20 protein-coding genes are annotated in these 20,792 nt (G+C 72.9%); 6 read left to right on the top strand and 14 right to left on the bottom strand.

What is annotated here, in order from left to right; genetic code table 11:
• Positions 1-98 precede the first annotated feature (98 nt).
• The 3 genes from ACZ466_RS09220 to ACZ466_RS09210 are packed head-to-tail and all read right to left on the bottom strand — an operon-like array spanning position 99 to position 3,747.
• Positions 99-974, bottom strand: coding sequence for an alpha/beta fold hydrolase (locus ACZ466_RS09220; RefSeq protein WP_378285559.1), 876 nt, complete (start codon positions 972-974; stop codon positions 99-101).
• Positions 971-1,936 (bottom strand): NADPH:quinone oxidoreductase family protein, encoded by a 966-nt coding sequence (locus tag ACZ466_RS09215; RefSeq protein WP_378285558.1) that lies wholly within the window; start codon positions 1,934-1,936, stop codon positions 971-973. The genes ACZ466_RS09220 and ACZ466_RS09215 overlap by 4 nt, the downstream gene beginning before the upstream one ends.
• Positions 1,936-3,747: an AMP-dependent synthetase/ligase gene (locus tag ACZ466_RS09210; protein WP_378285557.1), complete on the bottom strand. Its 1,812-nt coding sequence runs from the start codon at positions 3,745-3,747 to the stop codon at positions 1,936-1,938. Before ACZ466_RS09210 ends, ACZ466_RS09215 begins: the two co-directional genes overlap by 1 nt.
• Positions 3,748-3,830: 83 nt before the next feature.
• Here ACZ466_RS09210 and ACZ466_RS09205 point away from each other — a divergent pair, with 83 nt between their 5' ends.
• From ACZ466_RS09205 to ACZ466_RS09195, 3 genes are all read left to right on the top strand, one after another.
• Positions 3,831-4,307, top strand: coding sequence for a pyridoxamine 5'-phosphate oxidase family protein (locus ACZ466_RS09205; RefSeq protein WP_378285556.1), 477 nt, complete (start codon positions 3,831-3,833; stop codon positions 4,305-4,307).
• A gap of 35 nt (positions 4,308-4,342) precedes the next feature.
• On the top strand, positions 4,343-4,801 hold the full coding sequence (locus ACZ466_RS09200) for a winged helix-turn-helix transcriptional regulator (protein ID WP_378285555.1): 459 nt from the start codon (positions 4,343-4,345) through the stop codon (positions 4,799-4,801).
• A 148-nt stretch (positions 4,802-4,949) separates the two neighbouring features.
• The gene (locus tag ACZ466_RS09195; protein ID WP_378285554.1) at positions 4,950-5,543 is read left to right on the top strand and encodes a hypothetical protein; all 594 of its coding nucleotides are present in this window, start codon (positions 4,950-4,952) and stop codon (positions 5,541-5,543) included.
• A 12-nt stretch (positions 5,544-5,555) separates the two neighbouring features.
• Here ACZ466_RS09195 and ACZ466_RS09190 read toward each other — a convergent pair whose 3' ends face one another.
• Genes ACZ466_RS09190 through ACZ466_RS09180 form a run of 3 tightly spaced genes read right to left on the bottom strand, consistent with a single transcriptional unit; the run spans position 5,556 to position 8,140 of the window.
• A complete protein-coding gene (locus ACZ466_RS09190; RefSeq protein ID WP_378285553.1) occupies positions 5,556-6,311 on the bottom strand; it encodes a hypothetical protein in 756 nt (251 codons plus the stop codon).
• A gap of 46 nt (positions 6,312-6,357) precedes the next feature.
• Entirely contained in the window at positions 6,358-6,669 is a 312-nt protein-coding gene (locus ACZ466_RS09185) for a hypothetical protein (protein ID WP_378285552.1), read from the bottom strand.
• Positions 6,670-6,679: 10 nt separating this feature from the next.
• Positions 6,680-8,140: a M6 family metalloprotease domain-containing protein gene (locus ACZ466_RS09180; protein ID WP_378285551.1), complete on the bottom strand. Its 1,461-nt coding sequence runs from the start codon at positions 8,138-8,140 to the stop codon at positions 6,680-6,682.
• Positions 8,141-8,557: 417 nt separating this feature from the next.
• On the opposite strand from ACZ466_RS09180, the gene ACZ466_RS09175 reads away from it, so the two are divergent.
• Positions 8,558-9,208, top strand: coding sequence for a TetR/AcrR family transcriptional regulator (locus ACZ466_RS09175; protein ID WP_378285550.1), 651 nt, complete (start codon positions 8,558-8,560; stop codon positions 9,206-9,208).
• A gap of 7 nt (positions 9,209-9,215) precedes the next feature.
• On the opposite strand, the gene ACZ466_RS09170 is transcribed toward ACZ466_RS09175, so the two are convergent.
• Entirely contained in the window at positions 9,216-10,382 is a 1,167-nt protein-coding gene (locus tag ACZ466_RS09170; protein ID WP_378285549.1) for a hypothetical protein, read from the bottom strand.
• Positions 10,379-11,308, bottom strand: coding sequence for a metal-dependent hydrolase (locus ACZ466_RS09165; protein ID WP_378285548.1), 930 nt, complete (start codon positions 11,306-11,308; stop codon positions 10,379-10,381). The genes ACZ466_RS09170 and ACZ466_RS09165 overlap by 4 nt, the downstream gene beginning before the upstream one ends.
• A gap of 630 nt (positions 11,309-11,938) precedes the next feature.
• Here ACZ466_RS09165 and ACZ466_RS09160 point away from each other — a divergent pair.
• Positions 11,939-12,904, top strand: a complete 966-nt coding sequence (locus ACZ466_RS09160; protein WP_378285547.1) for a hypothetical protein — start codon at positions 11,939-11,941, stop codon at positions 12,902-12,904.
• A gap of 45 nt (positions 12,905-12,949) precedes the next feature.
• Here the strand turns inward: ACZ466_RS09160 and ACZ466_RS09155 are convergent, their stop codons facing one another.
• Genes ACZ466_RS09155 through ACZ466_RS09130 form a run of 6 tightly spaced genes read right to left on the bottom strand, consistent with a single transcriptional unit; the run spans position 12,950 to position 19,560 of the window.
• On the bottom strand, positions 12,950-13,669 hold the full coding sequence (locus ACZ466_RS09155; RefSeq protein WP_378285546.1) for a class I SAM-dependent methyltransferase: 720 nt from the start codon (positions 13,667-13,669) through the stop codon (positions 12,950-12,952).
• 44 nt (positions 13,670-13,713) lie between these two features.
• On the bottom strand, positions 13,714-14,208 hold the full coding sequence (locus tag ACZ466_RS09150) for a hypothetical protein (RefSeq protein ID WP_378285545.1): 495 nt from the start codon (positions 14,206-14,208) through the stop codon (positions 13,714-13,716).
• 59 nt (positions 14,209-14,267) lie between these two features.
• Positions 14,268-14,519 (bottom strand): hypothetical protein, encoded by a 252-nt coding sequence (locus ACZ466_RS09145; RefSeq protein ID WP_378285544.1) that lies wholly within the window; start codon positions 14,517-14,519, stop codon positions 14,268-14,270.
• A gap of 15 nt (positions 14,520-14,534) precedes the next feature.
• Complete coding sequence (locus ACZ466_RS09140; RefSeq protein ID WP_378285543.1) at positions 14,535-16,676, bottom strand: lipase family protein; 2,142 nt, start codon at positions 16,674-16,676, stop codon at positions 14,535-14,537.
• On the bottom strand, positions 16,673-18,259 hold the full coding sequence (locus tag ACZ466_RS09135; RefSeq protein ID WP_378285542.1) for a peroxidase family protein: 1,587 nt from the start codon (positions 18,257-18,259) through the stop codon (positions 16,673-16,675). Before ACZ466_RS09135 ends, ACZ466_RS09140 begins: the two co-directional genes overlap by 4 nt.
• 2 nt (positions 18,260-18,261) lie before the next feature.
• On the bottom strand, positions 18,262-19,560 hold the full coding sequence (locus tag ACZ466_RS09130; protein WP_378285541.1) for a cytochrome P450: 1,299 nt from the start codon (positions 19,558-19,560) through the stop codon (positions 18,262-18,264).
• Positions 19,561-19,809: 249 nt separating this feature from the next.
• Between ACZ466_RS09130 and ACZ466_RS09125 the strand changes: the two genes are divergently transcribed.
• The gene (locus ACZ466_RS09125) at positions 19,810-20,784 is read left to right on the top strand and encodes an acyl-CoA desaturase (protein WP_378285540.1); all 975 of its coding nucleotides are present in this window, start codon (positions 19,810-19,812) and stop codon (positions 20,782-20,784) included.
• The last annotated feature ends 8 nt before the right edge of the window (positions 20,785-20,792 follow it).

Here is a 20,792-nt window from a genome sequence, read left to right as displayed (position 1 = left end):
GAGTGCTGACAACCTAACAGGGGTGCTGCTAGGTCAACAAGGGGAGCCGGTGCAGGGCAGGAGCGCGCACCTGCCCTGCACCGTGGGCGTGCGAGGCGTCAGCGGCTCCGGTCCGGCGCGGTCCGGGCGAGGACGTCGGCGGCGAACCGGTCGGGGATCTCGATGTGGGGGCAGTGTCCCGCGTCGGGATAGGTGACCAGGTCGGGATCGGTGAGCCGTTCCGGCAGGGCCGCCGCGATGGCCGACCCCGAGACCGGATCCTGCAACCCCCACAGGAACGACAGCCGCGCGCTGTTGTCCTGGATCGCCGCCGCGTAGCGTGCGCCGGCGGCGCGGCGTTCGGGGATGTAGTCGAGGAGCCGGCGCTGCAGCGTCCGCCCGGGACCGCCGGCCCGGAGAGCCTGCCAGTGCTGCGCGGCCTGCACGGGGTCCAGCGGATGCTCGCGGCTGTAGACCGCCGACCAGGTCTCCCGGAACGTCCGCTCGTTGGCGGCGAGCGCCGCGAGCAGCGTGCCCACCACCGGGGCGACGGACAGCTTCTGCACCCGGCGCGGCCGGTACAGGTCCGGGAACAGCCCGGTGTTGGACAGCACGACCCGTTCGGGCAGCACGCCGCGCGCCAGCAGTTCCTGGACGACGATCGTGCCGTAGTCGTAGGCGAGCACCGAGAAGGCGCCGATCTCCAGCTCCCGCAGCAGCGCCTCGACGAGATCGGCCTGCTCGGCCAGCCGGTAGCGGTGCCGGGCGGGCTTGTCCGAGGCGCCGAACCCCAGGAGGTCGAGCGCGACGACCCGGTGCGCGGCGGCCAGCGCGGGCCATACCCCCGCCCACTCGAACGACGAGCCCGGATAGCCGTGCAGCAGCACCAGCGGCGGCCCGGAGCCCTCGTCGCGGACGAAGATCCGGCGGTCGCGTCCCGCCACGGGCAGGGTCACGTGCCGGCCGCCCGCCCACCAGCCCTGGACGCCGGTCATCGCGCGGTCCTCAGCACGACCTTGCCGGTCGCCCGGCGGTCGTCGAGGGCGGCCAGCGCCGCGGCCGCGTCCTCGAGCGGGAAGGCCGGGCCCACCAGCGGGGCGACGGTGCCCTCGCGGGCCATCCGCGCCAGGTCGTCGGCGATGGCGCGCGAGACCTCCGGGCGGGTGTCGACGAAGTGGCCCCACGCGGCCCCGATGACCGAGACGTTGCGCAGGAGCACGCGGTTGAGGGCCAGCGACGGTATCGCGCCGTCGGCGAATCCGATCACGATCAGCCTGCCCTCCTGGGTGAGGAGGCGCAGGCTCTCCCCGGTGCGCTCGCCGCCGACGGGATCGTAGACGACGTCCACGCCCCGGCCGCCGGTGAGCTTGCGGACCTCGGCGGCCCAGTCGCCGGCGAGCACGACGTCGTGGGCGCCGGCCCGGGCCGCGACGGCGGCCTTCTCCCCGGTCGACACCACGCCGATGACGCGGGCGCCCAGGCCGCGGGCCACCTGGATCGCCGCGGTCCCCACGCCGCCGGCCGCCCCGTGGACCAGGACGACCTCGCCGGCGCGCAGCCCGCCGCGGCGGTGCAGCCCGAAGTGGGCCGTCTGGTAGTTCATGATCAGGCCGGCGCCCTGCTCGTCGGTCAGCTCGTCGGGCAGCGGGAACGTGGACTCCTCGGGCGCGACGAACCGTTCGGCGAAGGCGCCGAGGGCGAACGCGGCGACCCGGTCTCCCGGCCGCAGCGCGCTGCCCGCCGGGGCGTCCAGGACCCGCCCGGCCGCCTCCAGGCCGAGCGTGAACGGCGGGTCGGGCTGGACCTGGTACCTGCCCTTGCTCATGAGCAGGTCGGGGAACGACACCCCGGCCGCCGCGACCTCGATCAGCACGCCCGTGCCGGGTTCCGGTTCGGGAACGTCGGCGACGGTCACGGCGGACGGGCCGTCCGGCCTGGTCACCCGGACCGCGCGCATCACTCCACCTCCAGGCCGGCGCGCCGGGCGTACAGGTCGTCGATCAGCGCGCCGTAGCGCTGCGCGATCGGCGTCCGCCGCAGTTTCATGGTCGGGGTCAGCTCGGGACCTCCGGGCGCCCACTCCTCGCCGAGCACGGCGACCCGCTTGATCTGCTCGACCCGCGAGAGCCGGGTGTTGGCCCGCACGATCGCTGCGCGCACGGTCTCCAGCAGGTCCTCGCGCTCCGCCAGCCCGTCCGGATCCGGGGGGAGGCCCTGCTCGGCCGCCCAGCCCCGGAGATGGTCGGGATCCAGCACGACGATCGCGACGTTGTAGGGCCGCCGGTCGCCGATGGCGACGGCGCGGCCGATCAGCGGGGACGACGCCGTCAGCGCCGCCTCGATGGCGACGGGCGACATGTTCTTTCCGTGTGCGTTGATGATGAGCTCCTTCTTGCGGTCCACGATCGTGAGGTAGCCGTCCTCGTCGAGCCAGCCGATGTCGCCGGTGTGCAGCCACCCGTCCTCGTCGATGGCGGCGGCGGTCTCGGACGGGCGGTTCCGGTAGCCGCGCACCACGCTCGGGCCGCGGACGAGCAGCTCCCCGTCGTCGGCGATGCGCAGTTCCACCCCCGGGGTCGGCAGCCCCGCCGTGCCGATCCGCACCGCGCCGGCCGGACTGACCGTGCCGTTGGCCGTCGTCTCGGACATGCCCCACAGCTCCGAGAGCGGTACGCCGAGGGCCTGGAAGAAGACGATCGTCTCCTGGGGGCAGGGCGCGGAGCCGACGTGCGCGGCGCCGATCCGGTCCAGCCCGGCCTCGGCCCGCAGGCGGGCGAGCAGGTCGTGGTCGAGTTTCGCGGCCGGCTCCGGCGGGACTTCCTTGCCCGCCTGCCGCAGGTGCACGGCCTCCTCGGCGGAGGCGATCGTCGCGGCGACCCGCTCGCGTTCGGGGCCGGGGAGCCGGTCCCAGCTCGTGCGGAGCCGTGCCTCCAGCTTCTCCCAGACGCGCGGGACCCCGAAGAACCAGGTCGGCCGTACCGCGCCCAGGGCGTCGCCGATGGCGCCCGGGTCGGGGCAGAAGGTGACGGTCGCCGCGTGCACGACCGCGGTGTAGTGGTTGGCGACCCGCTCGGCCATGTGCGCGGCGGGCAGCCACGAGATCAGCCGCGGGTGGTCGCCCTGGGGGATCGCGCCGGACATCGACGCCACCGTCGCCAGCACGTTCCCGTGGGTGACCTCGACGCCCTTCGGCGGCCCGGTCGTCCCGGACGTGTAGACCAGGGTCAGCAGGGCGTCGGGGCCCAGCCGCGACGCGGCCCGCCTCAGGTCGATCGGCGGGGCGTCCCGCAGGCCCGCCACGTCCGGGTCCGCGCCGGGCCGCTCGCCGAGCACCAGGACCTGTTCGAGGCGCGCGCCGCCCGGCCGCCGCGACACGGCGTCCAGCACGCCGGCGTACCGCGGCTCGCACAGTGCGATCCGGGCGCCGGAGTCGGCCAGCAGGTACTCGACCTGCTCCGGTGACGAGGTGTTGTAGATCGAGAACGGGACGGCCCCCAGGCTCGCGGCCGCCAGGTCGGCCAGCGCGAACTCCGGGCGGTTGCCCATCATCAGCGCCACGGTGTCGCCCCGCCGGACGCCGTGCCGCATGAGCCCGCCGGCCACCCGGGCCACCACCTCGACCACGCGCGACCAGGTCAGCGCGATCGTCCCGTCGAGCGTGGTGAACGCGACCCGCCGCGGATGCCGGCACGCGGCGTCGAGCAGGGCCGCGCAGAGCGTCTCGTGAGAAGGGCGGGGAGAGGCCCCGCCACTGCTGGTGCTGCGCACGCGCGCCCTCCCGGAAGTCTACTTGCGAATGGCAAGTACTATCGATAAAGTAGTGGACTGTTCCGAAGGGCGCAAGGAGGGCCATGTCTCGGCGCGAGCAGATCCGGATGACCGACGAGGAGATCGAGGGGTTCCTGGCGGACGGGCGGGTGGTGACCTGCGCGACGGTCGGGCCCGCGGGCCGGCCGCACCTGCTGCCGCTGTGGTACGTCCCGGACGGCCTCGACGTCCTGTGCTGGACCTACCGGTCCTCGCAGAAGACGGCCAACCTGCGGCGGCTCGCCGAGGCCACGCTGCAGGTCGAGGACGGCGAGCGGTACGAGGACCTCCGCGGCGTCATGATGGAGTGCGGAGTCAAGATCGTCGAGGACGCCGACGCGGTCGCCGAGGTGGGCCTGGCGGTCGCGCGGCGCTACACCCCGGGGCTCGCGCCCGGCGACCCCGTCCCGCCCGAACTCGAGCGGGCCGCCGCCCAGCAGGCCGTCAAGCGCGTCGCGCTGCGGTTCTCACCCACCAGGATCGTGAGCTGGGACCACCGCAAGCTGGGAGGCGTGTACTGAAAGCGCGGAGCGCGGCGGACGGTAACCTGCCGGGCATGGCCGAGCACCGCCCACCCGGACAGGCCCCCAGCGCGGCCGCGATCTCACTGCTGGCCGAGCGCTGGACCTACCTGGTCATACGCGAGATCTTCTTCGGGGTGCGCCGTTTCGGGCAGATCCAGCGCGCCCTCGGCATCGCGCCCAACATCCTCACCTCGCGGCTGACGATGCTGGTCGACGTCGGCATCCTCGTCAAGCACCGGTACCGCACCGATCCCGACTGGTACGAGTACCGGATCAGCGAGAACGCGCAACTGGTCGTCCCCCCGCTGCTGGCGATCGCGCAATGGGCCGAGGAGCACCTCGGGGACGACCCCGTGATGCGCGTCCTGCGGCACGAGTCCTGCGGGAAGATCACCCACCCGGTGCTGGCCTGCTCCGAATGCGGCGAGCAGGTCACCGCACGCGGCCTCCTCCCCGAAACGGTGGACCGCCCCGGCCGCGAACCCCGGTGAACCGGACCCGGCGAGGGGAGGTCGCCGGGCGGCGGCTGAAGAAACCGGCCGCCCTGCCGCACCTCGGCCGGTGCTCCGGGAAACACCTCCCCTGACACCGGTCTGGTTGGGCGCATAGCCGGGAACATCCCTATCAGGGGTGTTTTGGTTGGGTTTGCCGTCTGCCAGTGCGGTGCTCTCGCCCGATCTGCCGTGCCGCGAGTGCGGCCGGCCGATGCTCGCCGTCGTCGGCGACGGGTACGCCTACTGCGGCGCCGACCGGTGCACGGCGCGGGCGCTGCCCGAGACGATCTCCCGGATCGCCGACCGCCTGGCCGCGGCCGCCGGCGTCGATCCCGACCCGCCCGGGTGGCCCCGCCCGCGTGCGGACGAGCGGCCCGTCCCGTGGATCACCCCGGTGACGGGCGGGCGGGTGTGGTGGCGCCTGGTGCACAGCGAGCGCCTCAAGGCGTGCCAGCGGCGCTGGCTGTGCCAGGTGTGCGGCCTGCCGGCGCCCGAGGCCGCCGCCGCCGTGGTCGACGCCGCCGGCGACTTCCTCACCCCGGCGCCGGCATGCCCGGAGTGCGCCGCCCTGGCCGCGGCGGTCTGCCCCCATCTGGTCGCGCGACCGCCGCACGTGGTGCTGGCGACCCCCGCCGACATCCTCAGCGGCGACCGGCCCCTGGCCGACAGCACGGCCTCGCCAGGCCCCACTCGCCCGTGGCGCCTGGCTCGGCCGCGCACCTGCTACCGCACTGCCTGACATCGCCTGACATCAGGCCAGTTCGGCGACCTCCAGGTAGATCTCCTGGACGATCTCCAGGTCGGCGGTGTAGGTGACGACCCCCGCGCGTGAGGGCTGGCCGGAGAACAGTGCCTTGAACGTCCCGGGTGCGGTCAGTCGCTCCGCGGGAACGTCGTGGCGTCCCTGGAAGTACGCCGGGTCGCCCAGATTGAACTGGGCGGCGGTTTCATCGGGCACCGGGTCGCCCTCGTCGTTCTTGATGCTGCCGGGGACAAGCCGGGCCTGGAGAACGTGGTCGAAGTCCGGCCGGGCCGTGATGTAGTGCGCGAGGTGGAAATCCCCGGCGCGCCCGAGGACCAGGTACCTCAGGTCGGCGTTGTTGTCGTGCGCCGCCTCCAGGTCGAGCAGCTGGAAGTACACGACACGGCTTATCCGCACCGTGATCTCCTCGGAGATCGGCTCGCCACCGTGCTCGAAGTGGCCGTGGTAGAGCGTTCCCCGCAGCGAGGTCCGGACCGGCCCCGGACCGGACGGGTCGAGCTCGGTGATGTCGAACACCTCGGGCTTGAAGCTGAAGATGTTGTCGGACTCCGCCTTGCGATCGGCGTCCAGCACCCCCTTCGTGGCGCCGTCGAACCCCACTTCGAGGATCACCTGGGAATGGTGCGGCGGCTGGAACATCGGGAAGTGCGAGAAGCGCGGCACATCGTCGCCGAACACCAGCATTCCGTGGATGCCGGTCGTCTTCCCCTGGAGAGTCTGCGTGCCTGAACGCTGTGTACTCATGTCGCCTCCTTCGGTGATGGTCGTGATGACGTCCGCCGCCCGCCGTTCAGGGCGGCCGGACGGTGAAGTCGCCTTCGTCGGGATGGGGTTCCGCGATCACCTCGCCCGAGGACAGCTTCGCCCGCAGGCGGAGAGTCGCACCCGGTGCCGCGTTCCCCAGCAGGTCGTGCCGGACGGCCAGTTCCAGCCGTTCTCCGGCGCGCCGGGACAGCAGGTCCGCCCGTCCCGGGACGGGACCGGCGTCCAGCACGTCCATGAGCACCCGGTCCCAGCCCGCCAGGCGCGGATGCGGGCCGATCTCGGCCACGCGCCCCGTCAGGGCGGTCAGGTTGTCGATGGACTGGACCATGGTGTCCACGGCACTTCCGTCAGCGGACCGTCGCCGCCAACGGCCGCCTGGCGCCGGCGCCGTCTCCGGCGGTTCCCGTCTCGCCCACGAGCGCCTCCGCCCGCACCGCGACGGTCGCGGTCATCTCCGCACCGGGCGCGGAGATCCGGGTGACCGCCACCTCGGTGTCCTCGCCCGTGTAGGAGCGGGTGTTCGGGTTCGTGGAACCGGTGAGGGACGCGTTCCCCGTGCTGCCGGGATAGGCGTCCCCGGCGTCGCCCCGGTTGCGGGCGCGTTCGAGGTCGCGCTTCCCGTCCGCCTGGAGCAGGGCCACCTTGTAGTGGTTCTCGTCGGTGTTGTCGGGCTGCCTCTCGTCCACCTTCCAGACCAGCAGCCCGCCCGTGGGCAGTGCCCCGTCGTAGTCGTCGCGCTGGCGGTTCTCGACGAGGAAGTACTCGTCCCCCTGCTCTCCGCCGCGCCAGAGCCGGTGCACCTCGAAGCCGGTCTTGACATCGGGAATGCGCAGCGTTCCGTTGGCGGTGACGTTGGTCTCCCTGACCCAGCCCTGGCGGATCTTGCACCAGGCGGACGGGTGGACCGGCCTGGCCCCGCCGCCGCCCCAGGACCCGGCGCCCATCAGGCACCAGTTGCCGACGCCCTCCGAGGTGCCGTCGACGTCGTAGAGGTCGGGGAAACCGAAGAGCAGGTGGCCCAGTTCGTGCGCGCAGACGCCGATCTTCGCGTCCTCCGCGACGGTGAGGTAGGCGAACACCTTGGTGTTGTCGGCGTTGTAGACCTCGGGGAGCGTCCACTTGTGGGCCCAGATGTCGCCCGGGTTCCCGGTGGCGTCCCCGCTGGGTCCGGCGTGGACGACGATGCAGGCGTCGACGTAGCCGTTCCCGTCGTTGTCGTACGGCGTGAAGTCGACCGTCGGATCGGCCTTCACGACCGCGTCCCGGGCCATGATGTTCGCCCTGGCCTCACCGCTCGGACGGCCGATCCCGAAGTTGTTGTTGGCGTACCAGGCGAGCGTCCGCGGGAGCCGCACCGGCTCGACCACCTGGCCGACGATGTCGACGAGGCCGTGCGTGACCTCGCGGTAGTACTCGCGCACGCTGCCCTGCTCCATCGCGCCGAGCGAGAAGAACAGCTCTTCGAGCCGCTCGTTCGTGGTCGTCATGGCCCGGTCGGAGAAGTCCGCCGGGATGACGATGACCCGCACCTGCCCGCGCAGCGGCGCCCGGTCGGCCGCCGCCGATCTGATGGTCGACTCCGGGGTCCCCCGCGCGTACTCGTCCGCGGGGAAGAGGGTGGCGTCGTCGAAGCCGCGCATGCGCGGAGCGTGGCTCATTCCCAGCAGGTTGACCGAGCCCGGCCCGCGCTCACGGATCTCTTCGAGTTCCCGGTTCAGCCGCTCGCGAAGGTCGGGGCTGGGCGCGACGGCGCACAGATCCGGCCAGACGGCCCTCGCATGACCGCACTCCTTTAAATGCTCAGACATTTTCCCTTCTCCGTTCGCATTCGTTCACCGGCCCTTCGGCTGATCCGCTCCCGGACACCGGTGCGGCGGCGCCTCGGGCCCACTCTCGGTTATTCACTGTAGGCACCGCTATTTCCGCAGTCCAGTGGTGTTCCGGCAGACGTGCGCGGCGCTACGGCCCGCGGCCGGGTAAGGGTCAAATATCAAACTTTCACATAAAGGCCCGGGTGATAGTCGGCGCCCCGCCCGCCAAGCCCGCCCAAAGTATCGTCCGCATCGGCGGCGGGCCTTCAACAATTCCTTGTGAGGAGACGCGCTCCGGCTCCATTGAACCCTTTGTAATATCTGCACAGGGCAGGTCAAAGGGCGGCGTGCGGGCGGCCGCCGGGGCAGGGGCGGCGCTTCGGTAATCTCGGGGCGAGGTGGAGGAGGGGCGTTGTGCGCAGGCATGGATGGTCGGGCGACCTGCCGGGGGACGACGAGGAGGCCGTCCGGCGGATCATCGGCGCGACCCGCGTCTGCATCGACCGGTCGGGGGTCACCACGAGCCTGGCGGACGTCGCCCGCGAGCTGGGGGTGACGCGGCAGACGGTCTACCGGTACTTCACCAACACCGAGGACCTGCTGGTGGCGACGGCCATCGACGCCACCGGCGCGTTCATGGACAAGATCGAGCGGCATCTGGCCGAGCACGTGGCGCTGCGCGGGGGCACGCCGGCCGAGGTGGTGGTGGAGGGGGCGGTGTACGCGCTGGAGCAGGTCCCGAACGAGCCCTACGTGGGGATCCTGCTGTCGTCCGGGCGGGGCGGCGCGTTCGCCAAGGGGTTCACGTCGCAGCCCGCGCTGCGGCTGGGGCGCGGGCTCATCGAGCGGTTCCCCGTCGACTGGGCCGCGGCCGGGTTCGGCGCCGAGGAACTGGACGAGCTGGTCGAGCACATGCTGCGGATCATGCAGTCGTTCGTGACGGACCCCGGAACGCCCGCCCGCACGGGAGCCGGCCTGCGCCGTTACCTGATGCGCTGGCTGGCCCCGGCCATCACCGCGCAGGCCGGTGAACGCGGTGAACGGCCGGCGCCGGCTCCCGGTTGAGACGGTTTCAGGCGGTCTGGGGTGACGTGCGGGCGGGGTGCCCGGTCTCCGGTGTGCGGGCGGCGGGTGCGAGCCGGGCGGCGCGCCACAGCACCCATACGCACACGGCGGCGCAGGCCAGCGCGTAGAAGGGGTTGCCGACCGGGGCCCCGTCGCCGGTGCGGCCGCCCTCGGCGGCCAGCAGATCCGGTGTGGCCGCCGCCCACAGCAGGGCGAAGACCGCCAGGTAGACCGTGCCGTGCAGCAGGGCATAGCGGTCGAGGAAACGGTCGCCGGTGGCCGGCGCGTCCGCTGGCGCGCTCCTGGCGACGGCCGCCACGGCGACCACCGCCGCGACCGCGATGGCCGTGTACAGCACGGCCGCCATGACGGCGCGGTTGGGCGTGTCGGTCAGCGTCAGGTAGGACACCGGCGCGCTGAACACCGGGAGCGACACCGTGGTCAGGACGCCGACGAGCAGCACGCGGACGGCGACCCCGGGAGCGCCGAGCGGGCCGCGCCCGGCCGGCTCGGGGGCGGGCTCGGGGAACAGCGTCCGCCACCAGAACACCAGCAGCGCGGGCGCCAGGAACCCGAAGATCACCGTGCTGACCAGCGGGACCGAGCCGAGCGCCGGATCGTTGACGGCCGCACCGGTGTTCCAGGCCCACCAGCGCAGCTGCGGGCCGAGATGATCGAAGATCTCGTAGAAGCAGTGGTTGACGAACCCCACGCATACGGCCCCGACCACCCGGCCGTGCCGGCGGAACACCCCGAGCCGGGTGACCAGGGCGCAGGCCAGGTAGAAGCACGCCGGGTACAGCGCCACGATGTACAGCGGCATGCGGTCGAACAGGAACTGGACGCTGAACACGTTGTGCACGAACAGCACGTCCAGGTACTCGCTGATGCCGAACTGCCGGGGGAAGTACAGCGGGGGCTCCAGGATGAGCACGAAGGCCACGGCGGCGCTCCACAGCGCGGGACCGGCCGGATCGCCGGTCCGCCGCCAGGTCCGCACCGCGTGCAGCAGGGCCAGCACGGCGCCGGCGATCATGAGGGCCTCGACCACCGGCAGGGTCCAGCCGGTCAGGCCCGCGGGGTCGCGGAGGGTGCCGACCGGATCAGCGTCGCAGGAGATGCCGCCGAGCCGGTCGGCCATGACCCGGAACGCCTCGTCGCACGGGCCGCTCATGACGCGCTCTTCAGCGCCGCGCCCTCGAACCGCGTCATGTCCGTTCCCCGGTCGTAGGCGTCGAACCAGGTGGCGGCCAGGGCCGGCAGCGGCTCCTCGGCCGGGCGGTGGCGCGGGGCCTGCGAGCGCAGCAGCCGGACGAAGGTCATCGCGAGCTGGGCCATCGGGACGCCCTGGAAGGGGGTCGGGTACCGTCCGGCGGCCACGCGGCGGCCGGCGACCGGCAGCCGGGCGCCCATCTCCCGCAGCCAGATCTGCCTCGGCATCACCCGGCGGGTGTCGACCAGCCGGTCCCGCCGCGGCACGTGCCGCTCGAACCCCTCGATGATCCCCCGGTAGACGCCGACCGCGTGGCCGAAGGCCCGGCGGGCGACGCGGGTGCGGAACCAGGGGTCGTCGACGAGCCCGTGGTAGATGACCAGGGCCGAACTGCGGTGCTCGATCTCCTCGACGAAGTGCCACACGAACAGCGACGCCACCCGCGCGTCACCCGGAGTGAACAGCGACCGCCGGTTGTCGAGCATCATCTTGAACAGCGGCGTGAACGTCGCCTCCAGGGCGGCGATGTAGGCGACGTGGAACTCCACCGGCTCCCGTTCGCGCAGCCGGTCGTAGTCGGCGACCGCCTCGTCCAGGGTGGAGCGCAGACCGGGGTAGCGCTTGATGAGCGCGTTGATGTGCAGCCGGTGCGCCCGCGCGTGCTGCGCCTCCTGCCGGAGGAAGGCGTCGGCCTCCTCGGCGACCTCCGGGTCGCGCAGCCGCGGCATCACCTCCCGGGTGACGGCCACGATGTACTTCTCGAACGCGATGGCCAGCATGCCGATGGCGTTGGCCATCAGCCCGAAGTCGGGATTGGCCGGGTTCCACTGGAACGGCACCTGCTCGTCGAACTCGAACGGGATCCGGCGAATCTGCAGCTCGGTCATCCCTGGGCCTCCTGGTGTCCGGGGCTCGTCCTGCGTGCCGACCGCGCCGCACCGCACGCTCCGTCCCTCGGACCATACACATCGACTCATATGTATGGTCAAGACCCCCGCGCCATCTCCCTGCGCCCGGGAAGCGCGAAGGGGGGACCCGGCGGGTCCCCCCTTCGTCATGAACCGGCCCACTCCACTGGCCCGGTCCGCTGCCGTTCCCGACCGTCAGCCCGTAGCACCGCGACCAAACTCGGGGAACTTTCCGCGACGCCCCTCGGCGTGCGACTCGTATTACACATCAAACAAGTGATCACGCACGAGCGGGACGCTCATTTCTTGACGTTCCGCACCGGTCTTCACCACTTCCGCACGCCGCGCAACACCCGGAGTCGACGGTATATCACCTGGTAGAGGGCGGTTCAGTGCGGTTCGGTATGTGGTTTTTGTAGATCCTGCGCCAACGCCCGCCGATGCTGCGGCAAGATAACGCGCCAGAGACCGGACGGTGAGGACTCCACTCCTCCCCTCGGGATCCGCATGCCCGCATTCCGCACGCCCGTAGCACCGGCGACCCACAACGAAAGGGAAACTCCAGTGAGATCACCGGGGCCCTTCCGGCCCGCCCGAACAGGACCGCCGATGAGGCCGCCGATGGTCGAGGACGGCACCCGGCCCGACATCGGCGAGCTGAACGAGGCCGAGACCCGCGCGCGCCGCGAGCAACTGCGCCGACACACCACCGGCCTCCGCGCCCGGCTGAACCTGCTGCTGGCCAGCACCATCCAGACCGAACTGGACCGGATCGCCGGCGACGACGGCGTCGAGGTGATCGCCTCGGCCGCCGCCGTCGAGCCGACCGAGGTCTGGAAGATCCTGGCCGGGGACCACCAGCTCACCAGCGGCACCTGGAAGCGCATCGAGCGCATCCTGATCATGTGCGGCCCGGCCCAGAAGGACCCCGCCCGGGTCGTCACCGCCAAGGAGCTGTTCGACCGCGTCCGCGACCTCAACCGCGAGATCGAGCTGCTGACCGGGCGGCTGCACGACTTCCAGCGGCAGCGCCGCGCCGCCGAGGTCATGGCGCTCTCCCACGACCGGCCCCGTCCCGGCCGCCCGCACCCCGACGCCCGGCCCAGACGCCCCGGCACCCCCTCCTCGTCCCCCGCGCGCTGCCCCACCTGCGGCCAGGACGAGGACGCCCCGCCGCCCTCGGCGATCGGCGCGCCCGCCTGCCCCGACCCCTGGTGCCCGGCCGAACCGGCCAGGTCCGGGGACGAGCCGGAACCGGCGACCACCCCGCAGGCCACACCGGACGTCCACGGGCACAACCGCCGCCCCGACCCGCTGCGCGCCACCAGCCAGCGGGAATTCATGGCGATGCTGCGCGCCTACCGGATCTGGGCCGGCAACCCCAGCCTGCGCCAGATGCAGGACCGCTGCGCCAAGAAGCTCTCCTACACCACCTTCCGCAACACCCTGGCCGCCGACACCATCCCGGCCAAACTCACCACCGTGGAGACCGTGATCAAGGTGCTGGGAGGCACCGCCGAGGACCTCCAGCGCTGGGCCACCGCCTGGCGAACCTTCGCCATGGAACCCGAGTAGGCGCGGACCGCCCTTGGCCGCCCTCCACGGGCGGCCAAGGGCGGTTCAGCTGCCGGAAGGTCTGCGCGCGAGGACGAGCCCGTACCGCGGGCTGCCGTCCTCGCGCTCGCCCAAGGCCGGCAGGGGGGCCGTCGTCACGGTGAAACCGGCCGCCGTCAGGTCGTCGCGGATCTCGTGCAGCGGGCAGGTGCGGTAGTACATGACGAACGGGGGACGCCACACGGCGTTCCGGACCCGCATGACCAGGTCGAACCCGAGCAGCGTCCAGTACCAGACCGACGAGATGGGCGGCGGCGCGGCGATCGGGAAGGCGAAGAGACCGCCGGGCCGCAGCGCGCGGTACACCCCGGAGAAGAGCGCGGGCCGCTCGGCGGGCAGGAAGTGGCCGAGCGCCCCGAAGCTGACCGCGAGATCGTACGCCTGCTCGAAGGGCAGGTCCCGGACGTCCGCCCGTACCCACTCGGCGTCCGGATGCGCTTCACGCGCCTGCGCGAGCATGCCGGCGCTGAAGTCGACGCCCGTGACCCCTCCCTGGCACAGGGGCTTGAGGACCCGCATCCCCGCGCCGGTGCCGCAGCACACGTCCAGCCCCTGATCGAACGGGCCGAGCGGCCCCAGCGCGTCGGCGGTGGCGGCGAGAAGGCCGTCGGGGGTGCGGAAGGGCGTGTGGTCGAACTTCGGGGCGAGCAGGTCGTAACCGCGCTCGACCGAGGACAGCGCCTGGATCGCCAGTTCGCGCAGAGACGGACCTTGGGGCGAGAACACCGGCCAAGCCTATGCCAGGCGGGCCGCCGGACCGGAACCGGAGATCAGGACGGCGGGGCCGGCCGGGCGTGGACCAGGTCCGGGACCAGGTGCAGCTCGTAGGCGGTGTAGCACTCGCTGATCTCGGTGCCGACGTCGGTGCCGCAGGGGCACCTCATGTTGAACCCCGCCCTGCCGGTCAGGCCGCAGCAGCCTGCGTCGTCCGGCTTGGGCGAGTACTGGAGCACCGGGGCGTCCTCCGGGTGGAGGACGATCGTGTCGCGCGGACCGGCGGACACCAGGAAACCATCGCCGTCCGGATCGCCCACGCACGGGCCGCCCGGGAAGATCGCCTCGGCGTCGTCCGTGGGGACGAACGGCGGCCCCCACGGCTCGGGGTCCAGCGCGTAGTACCCCCGCGCCACCGTGGCGGGCGCCCGGCGCGACCCGTCACCGGACTCGAAGCGCGCCTCGAACGGCGGCCGCCCGGGAAGGGTCTTCAGCCGCTCCAGGCGCTCGGTCAGCGCTGCCCCGCAGGCCGTGCAGACGAATACCGTCACGCTTGCCATGCCTATCACGCCGAGCCTGGATCGCGGCTGACGCCTCCGCGGTGTGAGCGTTACGTGGTGCCGTCGGTGGTCGCCCCGGCGTAGTCGTCGAGCCGTGCTGACGCGTCGGCGAGGTCGGCCGAGGCGACCACGCAGGCGGTGATGTGGTCGTCGAGCGTCCGGTACAGCCAGGGCGGCGCGGCGTCGTGCGCGCCGAGCCTGGACGCGAGGCGGCGCAGCCGTGCGGCGCACTCTTCGAGCACCTCGGCGTCGGCCCCCAGGACTCGGGCGTGGGCGGTGATGGCGTCGGTGCGTCCGGGCACGGGATGCCTCCGGGGTCAGCGGGCGGGCAGGGGGACGGCCGGTGTCCGCAGGCTGCTGCGGGCGGGGGCGACCAGGCACAGCACCGGCCGGGCGCCGTCGAGGCCGAGTGCGTCCAGCCGCTGCGCCAGGGGGTGCTCGGAGGAGCCGACGGTGAGCCGCATGCCGGGGGACGGGTGCACCCGCCGGCGGCCGCGTTCCCGGATCTGCGAACGCAGCGGGGTGCCGTCCCGCCGCGAATAGACGACCAGATCCCGTCGCACGAACGGCAGCCCGCGGCCGAGCGGACCGGCCAGCGTCAGGATGGGGCCGCCGGTGTCGGCGACCGTCACCGACGCGGCTCGGTCGTCGCCCTCCACGCGCACCCCGGCCACCGACGCCGAATGCCCCCAGACCTCGGACGCCACGGCGCACGCCAGCTCGGTGGTGAGCACCGAGTGCAGGAAGCAGGTGCCCAGGCCGCGGTGCTCGCCGGACGGCAGCAGTTCGCGCCACATCCGGGACGGGCGCGGCCCGTCCGGGTCGGCGACGACGACCCCGAGGTGCAGCTCGCCGTAGTCGCCGAGCGCGGCGCCCCGGTTCTCGAACGCGTGGAGGGTGACGAGCGCGCGGCCGCCCACCCGTACCGCGCGCCCGTGCTCGCCGAGCAGTTCCGCGGCGGCGGCCGGATCGGCGGTGAAGTAGGCGGTGAACGCGTGGCCCTCCGGGCTCTGGAGGGGCAGTTGGACGGGGCCGCCGCTGGTGGTGACCGTGGCTGTCCCGGGCTCGCGGTCGTACAGCCGGTAGAGCTGCGACCGGACGACCGGGCCCTGGTAGGGCCGCAGTTGCTCGTCCAGGTGGGCGCGGACCTCGGGGAGGTCCTTGGTGATGTTGGCCGTGTAGTGCTCGATGCTGTGGCAGGCCGGGAACACGTGCGCGGGGTCGGTGTAGTCGACCACGTACCAGTCCGGGTGCAGGTCGAAGCAGGAGCCGGCGCCCTGCCCGTCGAGGCTGGGGATGAGGTCGTGCTGGTTGGTGATGCTGGCGACCCAGGTGTCCGGGGAGACGGGCCGCTTGAAGTCGATCGGCGAACCGACGGCCACCACGTGGGTGACGGTGTGGCGGGCGCAGAACTCCGGGTCCTGCGCCAGGTTCATGACCGCGGCGCCGCCCGCGCTGTGGCCGATCAGGGCGACCTCCTCGCCGGCCGGCACGCCGTAGTCGTCGATGGCCTTGGCGAGGGCGCGGCTGAAGGGGGCGCTGTCCCTCAGGGTGCTGCTGAACGCGCCGAGCAGGTCGGCGGGCGACTCCAGGTCGGGGTTGCCGATCCGCATCCCCGGGACCTGCACGATGTGCCGCCGGGTGCCGTCCGGGCCGGTCACGGTCTGCACCAGGGCCCGGCCGGTGGGGCCGACGACGAGGATGTTGGTGAGGAAGCCCAGCAGCGACCCGTGCGTCCCGAGCCGCGCGGACTCCTCGGGGCCGGGCTCGGTGCGGCGGGCGGCGCCCTCGCCGACGTCCAGGGCGGCGATCGCCCGGTTGCTCAGGCCGGTGATGGGGTCGGCGGTGGCGACGGCCTCGCCGCCGGCGATGAGCCAGGCGGTGCGGTCGTTGAGCGGGTTGCGGTCCAGCAGGGCGCGCAGCGCCAGGAACTCGCTGAAGATCGGCGCGATGGCGGTGAGGGCGCGGGCCGTGCCGCGGTCCTTGACCAGGGCGCACAGGGCGCGCAGCGCGTCCATCTCGCGCTCGGCCGCCACCGCCTCGTGCAGCCGCGCCAGCAGCGGATCGGTGACCAGTTCGGGGTTGTCCAGGCAGACGGCGGCGATGCGCAGGCGCAGCGAGGTCGTCATCATCCGGACGGCCAGGCTCCGCGTCCCGGCCATGCCGCCGAGCTTGGAGCCGAGCGCGCCGACCGGGCCGCCCGTCACGGTGTAGCCCAGCCCGCGGCGGTCGGTGACCGCGCGCAGCACCGCCCGCTGCGCCCGCGCCCCGGCGGCGGGCGCCCGGTGCAGCGAGCCGTAGACGGCTCCGTCGGTGGCGGCGGCGGTGGCGCGCCGGGAGACCTCGCGCAACGTGGTGGCGATCTCCGCCAGCTCCCGCGCGGCCTCGCGCAGCACCGCGGAGTGCTCGGCGGAGTGCTCGGCGCCGTCCTGGGGGACGGGCTCGGGTTCGCCGGTCACCGGGCGCCTCGCCAGGTCATGCTGACGAACCGCGGCCGCGGGTCCTCCGGGACGTTGCGGTGCAGCACGTCCGAGACGGTGCGGGTGGTCCCGATGATCCGCATCCCGACCGGGGAGAAGGTGTCGGCGTTGCACAGCCGGGGCGCCAGCAGCGGATTGGTCAGGGCCTGCGAGAACGCGTCGATCGCGATGATCTTGGTGAGCAGCGGCGGGAGGATGGCCCTGGCCGACCCCGGCTCCTCGGCGAACAGGCCCACGTACAGGTCGACCTCGTCCACGCTGCGGTACAGCTCGCGCAGGGCCCCGTGGACGCGGGGATCGCCGGAGATCTGCTCGAAGCGGCGGACGCGCGGGAAGCGGCAGTGCTCGCGGTAGTCGTTGTAGGGGGCCAGGTCCACCGCCCGCGCGCCGGCGACGCTCGCCACGTCCACCTCCCGCAGGACCGGGTCGGTGTTGAACAGCCCGATGCGCCCGGCCCGCTGCTCCGAGGCGTCCTCGAACAGCCGCCCCAGCCCCGCCTCGGGCAGCAGCGCGCTGCCGAACAGCGTGCCCGCCAGCGGCAGCTCCCGGCCGCCGACGACCAGTTCGGACGGGACCAGGCTGTGCCAGCGGTAGACCAGGTTGAACTCGATGGACGCCCAGTTCTGCCGGTGCCAGGGCGCGCGGGCCAGCCGCGTGCTCAGCGCCGGGTCGAGCAGGAAGCGGAAGTGGTACGGGGTGATGTGGTTGATGTACTCCTCGACCACCAGCTTGATGACGAGGGCGAGCACGATGTTGCGGGCGGTCTGGAACAGCCGCTCGTCGTCCCACTTCGGGTAGGCGTCCGCCAGCTCCCGCGCCACCCGGTTGTGCTCGCGCAGGAAGAGCACGGTGAACATGGTGAAGCCGACCTGCGCGTTGCCGCGGTCGCCGCCGGTGGCGAAGAGGGTGTCGCGCCGCGCGTCGTCGATCCGGTCGAACAGGGCCACGCTCAGCGCCGAGAACTCCGGCTTGATCTTCCCGTTCTCGCAGAGGAAGAGGGGGAACTCCCCGCCGTTGACGAGCTGGCTCTTGAGCAGCCCGCCGTCGAAGGCCCGGACGGCGGCGGTCTGCTCCTCGTCGAGCCCGTAGACGGGGTTGACGTCGATCTCGTGGTTGGAGCTGGTGCGGCGCGGATCCCGGGGGACGTGCGTGTCGCCGCGCAGGAACCCGTCGGTGAACCACTGGGCGAAGTAGGCGAACAGCACCGTCGACCGGGGGCAGGGGATCATCTCCTCGCCCCGGGCGAACAGGTCGGCGGCCTGGTCCACCGGCGGCCGCCCCTCGTCGCCGGCGGGCACGGGGGGCAGGTGCCGGGCCATGTAGGTGCGGTCGGTCAGGGACGCCCAGGAGGTGTAGTCCGCTCTGGTGCTCAGCGGCTCGGGCCGTCCGGGCATCTCCCGGACGGCGCTGTCGATCAGCGCGGCGTTGAGCCGCAGCCGCAGCCCCGGGCTCGCCTCCGCCATCCGCCACAGCGGGCGGCCGTGCGTGAGGGCCAGGTAGCGCAGCCGGTTGGCCGCCCCGTCGGTCGCGATGCTCCGTGCCTTGGTCCGCTCGTTGCGCATGTTCATCCCTCGCGGTCGCCGATCCCCAGCCAGAACCGGTCCGGGAAGATGTCCCGGTCCCGTACCACCGTCCCGTCCGGCGGGTCGAGCAGCCGCAGCCCGGGACGCGCGAGCAGGCGGCGCACCGTCTCGGAGATCACCGCCGCGCCGGGGTGCACGCCCACGCACGCGTGCGGGCCGTGACCGAAATGCAGCCGTGTGTGCGGCGGCCGGTCGGTGCGGAACAGGTCGGGCTCGGGCACGGCGGTCTCGTCGAACATCGCCGAGGCCACGGCGGCCAGGACGAGGGTCCCGGCGGGCACGGCGGTCTCGCGCGGGGTGCCCGCCGCCAGGACGTGGTCGCGCGCGCACACCCGCGTGATCACCTTGAGGAACGGGTCGAAGCGCAGCGCCTCCCAGACGTGGCCGTCGAACTCCGCGGGGTCCGGATCGGCCGCGGCCAGGGCGGCGGCCCGGTGGATCTCCGGGCGCAGCAGGATCTGCCGCACCAGGTGGGTCATCGACCCGACGGCGTTCTCCAGGAAGCCCAGCAGCAGCCCCGCCACGTTGACCGCGGTGCGGTCGTCGTCCCAGGCCAGCTCGCCGGGCAGGGCGGTGCGCAGCAGCCGGGCGAAGACGTCCCGGCTCCGCGCCTCGGCATCGCCGGCGCGGCGGTCGGCGAGCGCGCCGCGCAGGTGCTCCATCATCTCCCGGCCGGCCTCCAGCGACGCGGCGTGGACCGCGGGGTCGCCGGCGAGGTTGGCGGTGACATCGGTCATGATCGTTCTGGACCAGCGCGCCAGCGTCCCGGGGTCCGGGCCGGGGAAGCCGAAGTACTCCGCGCACACGGTCGTGCAGACGGGCCGGAACAGCTCGCCGACCGCGTCGATCCGTCCCGCCGGGGCCGCCGCGTCCAACGCCCGGTCTGCCGTCTCCGCGACCAGCGCGCGGACCGCCGGCACGTCCTCGGGGGGCAGCATGACCTGCATGAGGCCCTTCTCGCGCCAGTTCAGCGGGGTGCCGTCACGGGTGAGCATGACCGGTGCGCCGAGGGCCGGATCGAGCTTTGCGGCATATCCGCTCACCGTGAATATGTCGCCGTTCCGGAGCACTTCACTGACGTCCGAAAATCGGGTCACGACGGTGAAGGCGGGGGTGCTGAGAATCGGTCGGCGGGCCCGAAGTTCGGCGAAGAGGGGACGCCATTCGGTGCGCAGCCACCCGGCCAGCAGCGCCAGTGCCTGCAGCGGATCTCCCTCGGCGGCCGCCTCGTACCGATCCACATAACCGTCCGCTGTGAGGTGCCGCGGTGCATCGCCCACGCGGTGTCTCCATTTCCGTCGGAGAAGGGTCGGAAAAGGGCATGCGTCATCGCCCGACCAACAACCGGTCCGTGACGCGAGGTATCTGGAAGCTAACCATCCAGGACCGAATACACAAGCGTCTGACCGCAGAAAGTATTGAGTTGACTACGACAAGGGATATTTCCCTGGCCGCGAGGTCACTGGCGAGCCGCGCGGCGCATGCCCTTCAATCGGCAGCGTCCGTCGTCCGGACACGAAGGAGACGGCATGTCCGCGCCCACGCGCAGGCCCGACCGGCCGACGGCCGGCACCTTCGGCGTGTCCACCGGCCGCCGCACCGCCTACCTGGTCGTGCTGGTGGTGGTCCCGCAGGTCGCGCTGGTCGCGGCGGTGGCCGCGCTGTGGGGCCGCGGCATCGGCCCGCGCGACCTGGTGATCGCGGCCGTCATGTACGCGGTCAGCATCTTCGGCATCAGCGTCGGCTACCACCGGCTGCTGACGCACCGCGCGTTCCGGTGCCGCCGCCCGCTGCGGATCGCGCTGACCGTCGCCGGCGGCCTGGCCCTGCAGGGGCCCGCGAGCCTGTGGGCGGCCGAGCACCGCAGGCACCACAAGTACGCCGACCGGCCCGGCGACCCGCACTCCCCGTGGGCGTACGGCGAGAGCGGGCCGGCCCTGCTGCGCGGGCTGCTGCACGCCCACGTGGGCTGGTTCTACACCGCCCGCCGCCGCTCGGACCGCCGGCACTGGGTCCCCGACCTGCTGGCCGACCCGGACATCCGGCGGCTGGACGCGCTGTACCCGGTGACCGTGGCCGCGTCGTTCCTGCTGCCCGCCGCCGCGGGCGGGCTGTGGTCGGGGTCGTGGGCGGGCCTGTGGTCGGCGCTGTTCTGGGGCGGGCTGGTCCGCTACGCGGTCGTCCACCACGTGACCTGGTCGGTCAACTCCGTCGCGCACACCTTCGGCGACCGGGCGTTCGACACCCGCGACCGCTCCTCCGACGTGTGGTGGGTGGCGCTGCTGACGTTCGGCGAGGGCTGGCACAACTGGCACCACGCCGATCCCACCTGCGCCCGCCACGGGGTCCGCAGGGGGCAGCTCGACCCGAGCGCGCGGCTGATCCGCATGTTCGAGCGCGCCGGCTGGGCCCACGACGTGCGCTGGCCCGACCCCCGGCGGATGGCCGCGCGCCGCACCCGGGCCGCCGACGACGGCCCGGAGCCCGGAGAAGCCGAACCCTAGCGGTGCGG

This window comes from Actinomadura rugatobispora, assembly GCF_055379765.1.
Note: the sequence above shows the minus strand (reverse complement) of the source record. Positions and strands in the feature narration are given on the sequence as shown.

What these genes read in the sequence shown, in the direction of transcription:
- ACZ466_RS09220 (WP_378285559.1), bottom strand. Translation starts at nt 974, where the DNA reads ATGACCGGCGTCCAGGGCTGGTGGGCGGGCGGCCGGCACGTGACCCTG.
- ACZ466_RS09215 (WP_378285558.1), bottom strand. Translation starts at nt 1,936, where the DNA reads ATGCGCGCGGTCCGGGTGACCAGGCCGGACGGCCCGTCCGCCGTGACC.
- ACZ466_RS09205 (WP_378285556.1), top strand. Translation starts at nt 3,831, where the DNA reads ATGTCTCGGCGCGAGCAGATCCGGATGACCGACGAGGAGATCGAGGGG.
- ACZ466_RS09200 (WP_378285555.1), top strand. Translation starts at nt 4,343, where the DNA reads ATGGCCGAGCACCGCCCACCCGGACAGGCCCCCAGCGCGGCCGCGATC.
- ACZ466_RS09190 (WP_378285553.1), bottom strand. Translation starts at nt 6,311, where the DNA reads ATGAGTACACAGCGTTCAGGCACGCAGACTCTCCAGGGGAAGACGACC.
- ACZ466_RS09180 (WP_378285551.1), bottom strand. Translation starts at nt 8,140, where the DNA reads ATGTCTGAGCATTTAAAGGAGTGCGGTCATGCGAGGGCCGTCTGGCCG.
- ACZ466_RS09170 (WP_378285549.1), bottom strand. Translation starts at nt 10,382, where the DNA reads ATGAGCGGCCCGTGCGACGAGGCGTTCCGGGTCATGGCCGACCGGCTC.
- ACZ466_RS09165 (WP_378285548.1), bottom strand. Translation starts at nt 11,308, where the DNA reads ATGACCGAGCTGCAGATTCGCCGGATCCCGTTCGAGTTCGACGAGCAG.
- ACZ466_RS09160 (WP_378285547.1), top strand. Translation starts at nt 11,939, where the DNA reads ATGAGGCCGCCGATGGTCGAGGACGGCACCCGGCCCGACATCGGCGAG.
- ACZ466_RS09135 (WP_378285542.1), bottom strand. Translation starts at nt 18,259, where the DNA reads ATGCGCAACGAGCGGACCAAGGCACGGAGCATCGCGACCGACGGGGCG.
- ACZ466_RS09125 (WP_378285540.1), top strand. Translation starts at nt 19,810, where the DNA reads ATGTCCGCGCCCACGCGCAGGCCCGACCGGCCGACGGCCGGCACCTTC.